Consider the following 12536-nt stretch of genomic DNA (forward strand, 5'->3'; position numbering starts at 1 on the left):
GGCACGCATTAGTTGATGCGCATGGCCAAGCCGCAGGTCCGGTCGGGGGGAGGATTCCGGGCGATCGCCTATGTGCTGCGCAAGGGGCGCGAGGCGGGTGGCCTACTGTCGCTGTACCGGCGGCTGCGTTCCCGTAACACCTGCAAGACCTGCGCCTTGGGAATGGGCGGCCAGCGCGGGGGGATGGTCAACGAGGCAGGGATTTTCCCGGAGGTCTGCAAAAAGTCGGTACAATCGCAGGCCGGGGACATGGCGGGGGCGATCAGTGAGGAGTTTTTCGCCGGCAATTCGTTCGACCACTTGTCCCAACTGACGTCGGCTCAACTGGAACGGCTGGGGCGCCTCGCCTTTCCCATCGTCGCCGCGCCGGGCGATAATCATTACCGTCGCATCGCCTGGGAAGAGGCGATGCAGCGTTCGGCGGAGGCGCTGAAAGCGGCACCTCCGACGGAGACGTTTTTCTATTCCTCGGGACGCTCCAGCAATGAGGCGGCATTTCTGCTCCAGCTGGTCGCGCGTGCCTACGGCACGGCAAACATTCACAACTGCTCATACTACTGCCATGCGGCTTCCGGCGTGGCGCTCAGCGCGGCCATCGGCACCGGCACCGCAACGGTCGTGCTCAATGATCTGGCCAGGGCCGATCTGGCGCTGGTCGCCGGCGCCAACCCAGCATCAAACCATCCGCGGCTGATCACGCAACTGGTCAATCTCCGTCGGCGCGGCGGCACGGTCATCGTCGTCAATCCAATCCGTGAGGTGGGATTAGTGCGTTTCCGTATCCCCTCGGACTGGCGGAGTCTGCTCTTTGGTTCCGACGTCTCAGATATCTACTTGCAGCCCCACGCCGGAGGGGACGCGGCACTCTTTGCGGCAGTGCTCAAGGGAGTCATCGAGCAGGGGGGAATCGACCAGTCGTTTGTCTCGGAGCATGCGGAAGGATGGGATGAACTGCGCGCGCACATCGAGGGTCTTTCGTGGGATGAGTTGATTGACGCCTCGGGCGTATCGCGCGATCTGATTGGCCGCACGGTGGCCGCGATCATGCGGGCCAGGCGGGGCATTTTCCTCTGGGCGATGGGACTGACCCACCACGAGCATGGTGTCGACAACATCCTGTCGTTGATCAACCTCGGCATGGCGCGTGGATGGGTCGGACGGCCCGGATGCGGATTTCTGCCGATTCGCGGCCATTCCAATGTGCAGGGGGTGGGCTCGGTCGGCGTCACGCCCACGCTGAAAGCCGCGTTCGCCGAGAAGATGGGGGAACTCTATGGAATCGCACTTCCGCGCGAGCCGGGACAGGACACGTATGCGTCGGTGGCCGCCGCGTCGGAGGGACACATACGCGCTTGCGTTCTGCTGGGCGGCAATCTATTTGCCAGCAACCCGGATCGTGCCTGGGCGGCAACTTCGTTGCAACGAATCGGCACGAGCATCGCGCTGACGACCAAGCTGAATGAGGGACACATCCACGGACGCGGCCAAACCTCGATCGTTCTGCCGGTATTGGCACGCGATGAGGAATCCCAGTCGACGACCCAGGAGTCGATGTTCAACTATGTGCGTTTCTCCGACGGCGGACAACCGGCGGTCGAAGGACACATGCGCTCCGAAGTCGCAATCATCGCCGAACTGGCTCAGCGCATCCTGCCCGAAGGCCGCTTCGACTGGACGGCGCTGCGTTCGCATCAGCACTTGCGACATCAAATCGCGCGCGTTGTCCCCGGATACAGCGCCATCGAGACGGTCGACAATGGCGGCGGTGAGTTTCAGATCGCCGGGCGGACCATTCACGATGGCCAATTCCCGACGTCGACCGGCAGAGCGAAGTTCCATGTCATTGCCGTGCGGGCGGCGGATCGATCTGTGTATCCGTTTCAACTACTGACATTACGTTCGGAAGGGCAGTTCAATACGGTCGTCTACGAAGAAGAGGACCTGTACCGGGGGAATCGTCGCCGTGACGTGGTCATGATGTCATCCGACGATGCGCGTAAACTGCATCTCAATGAAGCCGACCGCGTGACGGTCGAGACAGAAGTCGGTCGGATGGCTGCCTCGGTGGCGCTGATCGACATCCGACCCGGCAATCTGGCCATGTACTATCCCGAAGCCAACGCCATCGTACCGCGCCGCCTCGACAATCGCTCCAAGACGCCCGCCTTCAAATCGATTCCGGCGCGGATCGTCGTGCCAGACGGGCCATAAGTCCTCTCAAGAATCGCTCGCGATCATCCGTATCAATCTATCGGGTGATGGTGTGGACGCATCTGTGACGAATACTGTGGTCGAAACGAAGTATTGGCATGCCCTTGACGACGGGCGTGTCCAGTGCGACGTCTGCCCGCGGTACTGCAAGCTCCACGAGGGACAGCGGGGGCTGTGCTTCGTCCGCGCGCGACAGAACGACCGTATCGTCCTGACGACCTATGGTCGTTCCAGCGGATTTTGCGTCGATCCCATCGAAAAAAAGCCGCTCAATCATTTCCTCCCCGGCACGGCGGCGCTCTCCTTCGGGACCGCGGGATGCAATTTGACCTGCCAGTTCTGTCAGAATTGGGACATCAGCAAGTCGCGGGAAATCGACACGCTGGCCGATAGTGCCTCACCGGGGCTGTTGGCGCACGCGGCGCGCGCGCTGGGATGCCGTAGCGTCGCCTTCACCTACAACGACCCGGTCATCTTCATGGAGTATGCCATCGACGTGGCGGCGGCGTGCCGTGCGGAGGGAATCCAGACCGTTGCCGTGACCGCGGGATACATCGCCCCGGAGCCGCGTGCAGAGTTTTACCGATATATGGATGCGGCCAATGTCGACCTGAAGGGATTCACCGAGGAGTTTTACAAGAACATCTGCGGCGGACATCTGGAATCGGTGCTTGAGACGCTGGTCTATCTGAAAACGCAGACTGATGTCTGGTTCGAGATCACTAATCTGCTGATTCCCGACTGCAACGATTCGATCAAAGAGATCGACGCAATGACCCGCTGGATCGCCGATCATCTCGGTGTCGAGATCCCGCTGCATTTCACCGCGTTTCATCCCGATTTCAAAATGCTCGACCGGCCGCCGACCTCGCCTTCGACGCTGACACGTGCCCGTCACATCGCTGTTCGCAATGGACTGCGCTATGTCTACACGGGCAATGTCCACGACGAATCGGGGGGCTCGACGTACTGCCACGCCTGCGGGCAGCGGCTCATCGGCCGCGATTGGTACAAGCTCACGGCGTGGAACCTGACCGACGAGGGTCGTTGCTGCGGCTGCGGCACACCATGTAACGGAGTCTTCGATGGTCCGCCGGGAGATTGGGGACCCAAGCGCCTGCCGGTGCGACTTTCTGACTTTGCGTGATCGATCCGGATGGACTTCGCCCCGCCGGAATCTCCGCATTCAGGCGGGGCGGGCTGGTTTCTATCGAGCTGCGCGCAAAGGCATCGGTGGACAGCCTGACGGGTAGGGGCTGCACTCACACGGATTGCAAAACATCTCGGGCGGACCGCTGCGGAAGGCGACATCGACAAAGCGCACGACGTCGAAGACATTCGTCGTGCCGTTACAGTCAACGTCGGTTGCACCGCCGGGAGCGTGCGGGCAGTCGCCATGAATGATCGCCGGTTCGGCGCGGAACGCAATGTCGACAGCGGCGACGATGTCAAAAACATCGGTCACATCGTCGGCGACCGGGTCGGCGTGATGGGCGCACGCGTCCTGGCCCGGATCGGGGAACTCAGGGCAATCGTCGCACACATCACCGACGTCGTCGGCATCACCGTCTTCCTGCAGGGGGTTGGCCACGGACGGGCAGTTGTCGCAGTCGTCGCCGACATCGTCGGCATCACCGTCACTCTGTGACAGATTGGCGACCGTCGGGCAGTTGTCGCAGGCATCGCCGAACGTGTCGGCATCGGTGTCGGTCTGGTTGGCATTGGCCACCGATGGACAATTGTCGCACGCGTCGCCGATGTCGTCTGAGTCAGCGTCTTCCTGTCCGGGGTTGTCGACATTCGGGCAGTTGTCGTCGGCATCGCAGATGCCGTCGCTGTCCGCATCGGGGCAGGTGCAGGACTGCGCGTTGGAGAAGTTGCTTTCGACAAAGTCGGCCGGCAGGCCGGCGCCATTCGAGAGTCCGACAATGCCGTCGGACGCGTCCATCGACAGTTGTGTGATGGTGATCGTGCCGTCGAAGAACAACTCAATCTGCATGTTGTTGACGTTGCCTTCGTTGTACTCAGTGACATTCTGCCAGGTGACGGCCACGCGGTCGGCCAGTTGCCGATGGGAGACCGTACCGCCCGCGGCGGGATTCAGGTCATCGTACAACGCCGCGACCCGTCGCAGCAAGAAGTGCTCTTCAAGCGTTTCACTAAAGTCACTGCTGCCCTGTCCGAAGGTCACGTAGCCGTTGGAACCAACGAAGTACGATGAGTATGCCGTCCCATAGATCGACACTTGATTGCCGCCCGTCACGTTGACCTGGAGATTGGAGTCATCGCTCATCGACAGTGTCGTGCCGCCGGTCGGATCGGTCGGGAACGCGGTCGCATCCTCGCGGCAGACCGCATAGAAGTCCGGCGAGCCGTTGGGGGCAAATTTCAGCGTCGAGTTTTCCAGATCAAGCTCGGCCTCGTTAAAATGCTCGGTGAAGTAGTCGGCTTGATCTTCGGTCGTGAACGTATAGCAGCCACCGCCGTTATCATCGGTGGCGGAATTGCCGGCTGCATCCTCAGCATCGACGGCGAAATAGTAATCCGACAACGGCAACAGGCCAGTCAGTACGACCGTGTGCGCGGTTTGTCCCGAAGCGCCGGTCTGCGCGCCTGTCAGCGAACCGCACGACGGGCCGAAGCGGACTGTGCCGCCGGCCGGCTCGTCGGTGTTGAAGGTGATCGTCACTTGCGTGCCGTCGATATCCTGCACGACTACATTCGAAATCACCGGCGGGTTGCAGTCCACATCGGCGATGTCTTCGACGGTCGCCGGGCTGCCCGTTCCGTCATCGGCATCCTCGTATGTGGCCGTGAGCTGGTCGCCGTCGGAGACTTCCAGTGTCCCGCTGGATGCCACCGGTGCGCCGGGGGCGGTCGGGATTGTCCCCAGAAAGATCCCCGACCCCGGGGTCGTCTCGGTGAGCGTGACCGATTCATCATCACCGGCATCCGATGTCACATCGACCGCGTAGCTTCCCAATCCGGCCAGATCAAGGTCGCGCATCTCCACGGTGACCATGTCGGCGCACAAATAAGGATCTCCGATGAATTTAATTTCGCCAGCGGATGTCACCAGCGGCGGAACCGAGGCGGCGAACGACGTGGTCTTGCTGACCTCTTCGAACTGCAGACCGCCGCCGGTGTTGCCGGTGTTCGGAACCACGTTCGAACGCGTGCAGGAACCGCCGGCGTCGAAGACGAAATCGGGGGCGCCGCGGACGAGAATGCCCTCGACCTCATAGCTGTTCAGGTTAAAGACCGGCGAGCCGGAATTGCCGCCATACGTGTCCAGATTGGCCTGAAAGTAATCGAGCGCGGGCTGGTTGTTCTTCACTTCGGCGCCGTCGGCTTCTTTCATGGGCAGCACAATCCCGTGTCCAATGACCGTTAGCGGGTCGCTGTTTGGAACGATCCCCGTGCGGCGAATCGGCACCGGACTGCGACCGGTCACTGCGCGGTCAACTTGCAACACGCAGTGGTCCTGGTCGCCTGCCAACACGCGGTCGATGATGCCAGTACAGAAGTAGACGTTGGCGGCTGGAATAACGGTCGGCGCCGCCGTCATCGAATCGGGTTTCTTCCAGTCGAACACAAATGCGGTAATCCCGCAGTCGCCGGCGCTGACGCAGTGACCTGCCGTGGCGATGATGTCGTCGCCCACGAGAAACCCAGTGCAGAATCCGGCCTGTTGCTGCCCAAAGAAGCGCTCATCGGGGCATAACGGGCTGCCGCTCTGAAAGGTCCATGACGACGTCGCCAGCGTGTAGGTGCCGTTGCCGTTGTCCGTCAGTTCACTTTCGACGACGACCACGCAAACCGCCTCTGCGACGACTTGCAGATTTGGATTGATAATATCGTACACTTCGCGACGATTGTCCGCGCCATAGATGACTTCGATTTCGGCGGGCCCGGGAACAAGTCCTTCGGGGGCCGAACGAACGTCACCGTAAACCGAATCGGCATGTGCGCGCCGAGGCGCGACACCGGTCTCGATTGGAGTGACGATCTCCGGCTTTGGCGACACGCTGCGGTTTCCGGGACCGGCCGCGTCCGGGCTGTTTGTTTGCCAAAACGGAACGGACACGAGTGTCGCGGCCACGAAAACGACGGACAGAGCGCTGCGAATTGTCATCACACTCCTCGGACGAAATTAACGGGATAGGGGGTTCGGCCACATCGATGAATCGGCCAATCTAAGATACCCCCGGGGTCCGACGCTTGCAACGGCATTTGCGGCGTCCGCATAAGGTTTTCGGCCGATCACGCTCGCCCGTATATCCGCCGTTTATTCCGCCCCCTATCTATGTAATCGGCCCATTGAGGGGCTGCCTTGGGCCGCCATCTGTCTCCATCGGGATGGGCCGGTGGCCTGCCATCGCGGACACAAGACCGCCCGCGAGGGACGGACATCGCGGAGATCGGCTTAGGTCTACAAGTCGGTAGAGAACTGGAGGGCAACGATCTCATCATCGAGGTCGAGACCGTCCGGGAGATCGGAGAACCGCACAATCTGAGTCACGAGCTTGATCCGCGACTTTTCATTGAGTCGGCGTCCCAGGCCCGCTTCGAACCGCTGCATTGGGTAGTCCCAGCGGGCGCCATCGCCTTTTGCATCGGCCAGTTCTGAGAAGGTGAGGAAGTCGGCCCTGCCGGCGAGATACCACCAGGTGGCCAGCGAGTATTTCACGTCGACATACCCGCCGACGCTCTCCAGGTCGCCCAGCGTCGGATGTTCGAATCGATTCACGAGGGCCTCGGCATAGGCGTCCCAGTGGCCCGAGGACGCATGAACGAGCCCGCCGCCCGTCAACTGCTGGTAGTCTTCCAGTCGATTCCCGTCCGGCAGCGATCCGTTGAGCTTGGGGCTCAGATACGGACCCATCGCTCCCCAGATTCCGACCGTCAATTCCGGTGCGGGAGTAACGCTCAGATGCGCGGCGATGTTCGGATACTCGTAGATGATCGCGCGAGCCGGCTGTCCGAGGGCGCCATTGGTCAGAGCCACGCCGCAATCGACCTGGCCCAGGGTCGCATACGCATGGACGCCCGTGTTCCAGCAAAAGTCGTATACGATGGGCGTGTATTCCGATGTTCCGCGATATGCGAGCAAATCTTCGACGCTCTGGAGCGCTCCGGGATTCAGTGAGGTCTTGTAGTGAAAGATCGCGGGCACCGACACCAGCGGGTTTTTGTCGTCGTATGTTCTCTGTCCCCAGAGCCCGACTGGAGTCGGGATCAATCCCGCTTCAAGATGCACCCGCGGTGTGTGATCGTACCGGATGTAGGCGCCATACTGCGAGAAATTATAGGAGGTTGAATTCATGAAGATCTGAACAAACCCGGAGAGCCGTTCTGTGATCGTTGCATCGAGGAACACACGTGCGCGAAAGGCATCGAACGGCGAATACCCGGCATTGGAGACGTTGAACCAATCGTCGGTCTTATTGCGCGCCACGGAGGCAAACTGGCCCGATACAAAGAACTCGGACCGCGCCGGTTGGGCCGATGCCAGGATGGCCAGCGCGAGCGTCAGTTCAGGCAGCCACTTGTTCATTCTCAGACACCCCTGATTCGGCATGCTGTGTTTCTCTCTCCGCGGTCTTGCCGTTCGTCGCGAGCGGCAGCGCGATGATGAAGGTCGTCCCCTCGCCCGCCTCCGACTCGACGCGGATCGTGCCGCCGTGATCGTCGACCGCCTTCTTGGCTACGGCCAGACCCAATCCCGTACCCTTGGTCTTGCCGAACGTGGCGAACGGCTCGAAGATGCGCTGATGCAACTCGGCGGGAATCCCGGGCCCACAATCGGCAATGCTGATTTGGGCGACGCCCCCGTTCGCGCGCGATCGGATGGATATGACACCGCCCTCTGTCAGAACGTCCAGGGCATTGCTCACAATGTTGTCGAGCGCGCGCCGAATCTTGTCTTTGTCGATGCCGGCGATCGTATCGGCCTGGCCGGAGAACTCGATTTTGATGCCGCGCGATTCGGCAATGTGATTCCAGGCGTCGACCGCCTCGGCGAGGAAGGCGTCGACGTTGGTCGGACGGCGCGCCATGCGCGTCTCGCCGCGCGCGAAGTCCAGCAGATCCTGCGTCATGCCCATCATTCGCTCCAGCTCGAAATGGACCATCGCCGCATAGCGTGCGCGCTTGTCCGCGGGCATCTCACGGTCGGTTGTCAGGTCGAGCACGCCCCGGATCACCTGCATCGGCGTCTTGAAGTCGTGGATGATGCTGGATGCCATCTTGCCGATGACCGCGAGCCGCTCGGCGTCGAGCTTCTCCGCGTTGGCTTTACGGATCGCTTCCATCTGGGCCGCCAGTTCATGGCGCATGCTGTCGACTGCGTCGGCAACCATCCTGAACTCGTCGTGCCCTTTGTGTGTGACTTCATGCCCGTAGTCTCCACGGGCCACCGCCTCCACGGCCGCGACCAGTTGTGGAACCCGCGCCGTTACTCGCCGTGCGACGGTCAGCGACACCGCGACAGCCAACGCCAGTGCCAGCGTGCCCAGCCACAGCATCGTGGCGCGCAGGTCGGCCACCGGCGCTTTCAGCCGTTGATCCAATGACATCAGAATGGCATACCGTGCCGGTGCATTGGCGTGCAGCAGTCCGGAGCGAAACAGAAAGCGCTCACCCTCGACCGTGACCGTTTGCGCCGATCCCGATTCCGCGTATTCCGACGATTGTGCCCGGATTTCTGCGATCAGCTTATTGGAGCGCGGGTCGGCCAGCGTCGAACCGAAGACGAGCGCGTCGTCGTGGAAGATGACATCGGCTCCCGCGACCCGTCCCATGCTCGCCGCCAGTCCGGCATCGACACGACGACCCAGCGCGACATACCCCATCGTCTCGGAGCCGACCATGACCGCCTGCGATGAGAGCAGGTACAAACCGTCGTCCAACCTCAGATAGGTGCCTTTCGGAGGGATCGAATCCGGCCAGTCGAGCGAAAGCACTCCCTCCTGCGAGTCGAGGTGCGCCAACTTGTCTCCCCGTGCATCGCAGACTAGGAAGAGCTGGCTGCCGGAGAGGCGCTGGAATTGACGTGCGACCGGGATGGCCGTATTGGGATCGGATTCGGCGACTGCGGCAAAGAAACGTGGATCGTTGGCGACGATGCGTGCCTCGGCACTGAGGTATTCCTGGCTCTCGCGCCGCCACTCGGTGAAGGTCGATTCAGCGCTGATCAGTTGCTCGGCGATCTGACGGACAAGGTCGCGTTCCAACTGGTAGCTGAGCGCCACCAACGCGGAACCCAGCGCGATGATCGACACGCTCCCGGCGACGAGAATGAATTTGACTCGCAGCGTCAGATGCATTGAGGCCCGCTACTCCAATGTCATGGCAATCGCCCGCGCCGACTGTTCGCCAACCGTAATCTCTTGTGCGCCGCGGCGTCCCCGTGCGTCGATCGCCAGGAGCCGATACCGTCCGGGCTCAACATCGGTGAACACGAACTCCGACCCGGCCGGGACGATCTGTGAACGATTCGTATTGACGACGGCAATACTGGCGAACATCGACGCGTGGATTTCGCAGAACAGACGGACAATTCCCGACATCTCAAAAGTGACGGTCCGAGTTTCGCCCTTCGGGTAACGCCCCAGGTCGAAGTTGCGCGGTGGCGAGTAGGAGAAGACGTTGTGAAAGAACGCGTCACGGTTTGGAAACGTCACCGTCGCGCCGACCGGTACGACCATCAGGTCGGGCACGAACGCCGTGTTCTCCTGCGCCATGACAAAAGGCGTGTCGGGGACGATGAGCGGAGTCGGATGGTCGAGTGACTCCAACGCCACGGCCACCATCGCCGAGCCGCCATCCGTCGACGGCGCTTCGGTTGCCGCACCTCGGGTCACATAGCGTGATGGCTTTTTTGACAACGACCCCGATGCAGAGACCGTTCCGCGAACCTCGGCCGCCAGACCCGTGCTGGCCATCACCAGCAGGGCCGGGAGCAGACACACGACAATTCTGGTAAGGCGTTCTCGCATCATTATTTGTATCGGATGTGTCCAGGGGGGCCAACATGGGTGGACCCGCCGATTTAGTCCGGCTTTGAAAAAGAGGAGTGCCGCGGTCGTCGAGGCAACTTATAGCATTGTCCGGCATAATGTTACACCGGACCCGGGTTGCGGGAAACCGTGGAATTGATTGGCTGTGCGGATACTACTCTGAGTCAATCCTGTAGATCTTGCCGTCAAAGGCGCAGAGGTACAACTCGTTGTGCGCATCGATTCCAAACGACGAAATGTTTTTGGGCTGCAGGAGAAGCGTCTTGTTCTCAACGATCTCGCCGACCTCGTACCGCAGCGCCCAAATCGTGCCGGTGACGAAATCGGCGTAAATGTACGCACCGTAGAGGTCTTTCAATCGTGATCCGCGATACACATACCCGCCCGTGATCGAGGCGCCTTGCGAGTGATCGTATTCATAGATCGGGTCGATGAGCGGTGCTGTGGTTTCGGCGGGTTTATACGGGTGGGCGCCCTCACGGATGTTCCAGCCGTAGTTGCCGCCCTTGACGATAAGGTCGATCTCTTCCCACAGATTCTGCCCGACGTCGGCGGCCCACAGCTCGCCGCTCATCGAGTCGAAGCTCATGCGCCAGACATTGCGCAGCCCGTAGGCCCAGATTTCACCGCGCGCGCCGACGCTGTCGACGAAGGGGTTGTCGGACGGGATTGCGTACGCCAGTCCCTTTCCGCCCTGATCGACATCAATGCGGAGGATCGACCCCAACAGCGTCCCGAGATTTTGTCCGTGCCCATGCGGGTCACCCGCCGAGCCGCCATCACCCAGACTCATGTACAGAAAGTCATCCGGGCCGAATACGAGAGTCGAACCATTGTGGTTCCCGTACGGTTGCTCGATTTCCAGCATGACCGTTTCACTGGCAGGGTCCGCGTGGTTGTGATCGTCTGTCGACACGCGAAACCGGGAGAGCACGCCCCGACGCGGATCGGAGGCGCTGTAGTACACGAAGAACAATCCGTTGTCGGCGTATTTCGGATGAAATGCCAGCGCCAACATTCCTTCTTCGGTGTGCGATGTGCGGACTTTGGTGTGCAGGTCCAGAAACGTCGTCATCGACTCGACCGAGGGATCGTTTTCGAACACCCGGATCAGGCCCGCCTGCTCGACTACGAACAGCCGATCGGAGCCGTCACCGGCGTGACCGATCCACAAGGGACGGTCGAACGTCAAACCGGGAAACGCCGACATCAGGTCCGTTTCCGCATTGGTGCCGGTCCCGCTGCAGGAGGCGATCGCCAGCAAGGCAATCGCCGCCAAGTGCGTTGCTCCACGCAATCGTGTCACCGCTGCTCCTTACAAGGCAAAGCTCAATTTGAAGACGTAGCGGCGCGCGCCGGCGTTATCCGTGGCGTCGCCGCCAGTCTCATAGGAGAAATGATAATACAATTCGGCCAATGCCGCACCGACTGCCGCGCCGACGGCGACGTCGGTAAAGTAATGACGGTCGGCATGCAAACGCGACAGCGCGACGATGCCCGCCCAGCCGAATGAGATGGCCGGTGAGAGCCAACGGCCGGTCTCATACTCGTCGCGTCTCCACTCACTGCGCATGTGGCGGCGGAACCGCTTGTTAAAAAAAGCCGCCGCGAAGAACGCCGTGGACGAATGGCCGGAGAAAAACGAGCGCCGGTGGTCAGGATCCCCTGGTTCCAAACCCGGCGGGAATTCAGCGCCGGCCGCGCGGTAGGGGCGTTCCCGTTGCACGAACGACTTGCCGATGCGAGTCAGTCCCGCCGTCGCCGCCCAACCCGATAAAAACATCGGGATGTCGCGGGAGAATTCGCGTCGGTCCGCATCGATTGCCGCCACTCCGATCGCAGCCATGGTGGGGGTCAGGACGCTGCCGAAACGGTTATCCAGAAAGTTGGAGCGCCATTCGTCGCCGGGGTGAATCGCGTTTCGCATGATTCGGTCGAGCGGGTTGAGTCGGAACTCCGACGCCGATTCGATCGCCGTTTCCGACCGTGGCAGGAAGTACCCCAGGAGGCAAACCGAGGCCGACGCGCCGATGATCAGCGCTTCCTCGCCATCACTCAGATCGCGCAGGTTGCTCTCTGCGTGAGCGAGCGGAGCGCTCGCCATCACGATGGCAAGCAGCCATACGGCGGGGCCACGCCCGGACAGGCAGCGAGCGGGCATCGTGGGCGGTAAGCACATGCGGCATCCGGAAAGCGATCCGGAAGGCGACAATCGCGACAAGGACCCCTGGATGCAAAGGAATTGTACAGCAGAACCCGCCCGCGGTATATTAGATCGTTTCCTCACGATGCCGGATCAACTCC

The 12536-nt window shown here is 61.3% G+C and carries 8 protein-coding genes; 2 read left to right on the forward strand and 6 right to left on the reverse strand.

The window, feature by feature from the left end; translation table 11 throughout:
- Positions 1–21: 21 nt before the first annotated feature.
- The gene (locus VGB22_07220; protein ID HEX9751055.1) at positions 22–2211 is read left to right on the forward strand and encodes an FdhF/YdeP family oxidoreductase; all 2190 of its coding nucleotides are present in this window, start codon (positions 22–24) and stop codon (positions 2209–2211) included.
- Between the two features lie 64 nt (positions 2212–2275).
- Complete coding sequence (gene amrS / locus VGB22_07225) at positions 2276–3358, forward strand: AmmeMemoRadiSam system radical SAM enzyme (protein ID HEX9751056.1); 1083 nt, start codon at positions 2276–2278, stop codon at positions 3356–3358.
- A gap of 60 nt (positions 3359–3418) precedes the next feature.
- Here the strand turns inward: amrS and VGB22_07230 are convergent, their stop codons facing one another.
- The 6 genes from VGB22_07230 to VGB22_07255 all read right to left on the reverse strand — a co-directional run bounded on the left by VGB22_07230 (position 3419) and on the right by VGB22_07255 (position 12411).
- A complete protein-coding gene (locus VGB22_07230) occupies positions 3419–6346 on the reverse strand; it encodes a trypsin-like peptidase domain-containing protein (GenBank protein HEX9751057.1) in 2928 nt (975 codons plus the stop codon).
- 297 nt (positions 6347–6643) lie between these two features.
- A complete protein-coding gene (locus VGB22_07235; GenBank protein ID HEX9751058.1) occupies positions 6644–7768 on the reverse strand; it encodes a hypothetical protein in 1125 nt (374 codons plus the stop codon).
- Complete coding sequence (locus VGB22_07240) at positions 7749–9539, reverse strand: ATP-binding protein (GenBank protein HEX9751059.1); 1791 nt, start codon at positions 9537–9539, stop codon at positions 7749–7751. Before VGB22_07240 ends, VGB22_07235 begins: the two co-directional genes overlap by 20 nt.
- Positions 9540–9548: 9 nt before the next feature.
- Complete coding sequence (locus VGB22_07245; protein ID HEX9751060.1) at positions 9549–10214, reverse strand: hypothetical protein; 666 nt, start codon at positions 10212–10214, stop codon at positions 9549–9551.
- A gap of 172 nt (positions 10215–10386) precedes the next feature.
- Positions 10387–11538, reverse strand: a complete 1152-nt coding sequence (locus tag VGB22_07250) for a PQQ-dependent sugar dehydrogenase (GenBank protein ID HEX9751061.1) — start codon at positions 11536–11538, stop codon at positions 10387–10389.
- A gap of 9 nt (positions 11539–11547) precedes the next feature.
- Positions 11548–12411 carry a phosphatase PAP2 family protein gene (locus VGB22_07255; protein ID HEX9751062.1) on the reverse strand — a complete coding sequence of 288 codons (864 nt, stop codon included), beginning with the start codon at positions 12409–12411 and terminating at the stop codon, positions 11548–11550.
- Between the last annotated feature and the right edge of the window lie 125 nt (positions 12412–12536).

This window comes from Candidatus Zixiibacteriota bacterium, from assembly GCA_036397555.1.
Lineage (GTDB): Bacteria > Zixibacteria > MSB-5A5 > WJJR01 > WJJR01 > DATKYL01.

Coding starts and splice junctions, on each gene's coding strand:
- VGB22_07245 (HEX9751060.1), bottom strand. CDS start 10,214: ATGATGCGAGAACGCCTTACCAGAATTGTCGTGTGTCTGCTCCCGGCC.
- VGB22_07240 (HEX9751059.1), bottom strand. CDS start 9,539: ATGCATCTGACGCTGCGAGTCAAATTCATTCTCGTCGCCGGGAGCGTG.
- VGB22_07235 (HEX9751058.1), bottom strand. CDS start 7,768: ATGAACAAGTGGCTGCCTGAACTGACGCTCGCGCTGGCCATCCTGGCA.
- VGB22_07230 (HEX9751057.1), bottom strand. CDS start 6,346: ATGACAATTCGCAGCGCTCTGTCCGTCGTTTTCGTGGCCGCGACACTC.
- VGB22_07220 (HEX9751055.1), top strand. CDS start 22: ATGGCCAAGCCGCAGGTCCGGTCGGGGGGAGGATTCCGGGCGATCGCC.
- VGB22_07255 (HEX9751062.1), bottom strand. CDS start 12,411: ATGTGCTTACCGCCCACGATGCCCGCTCGCTGCCTGTCCGGGCGTGGC.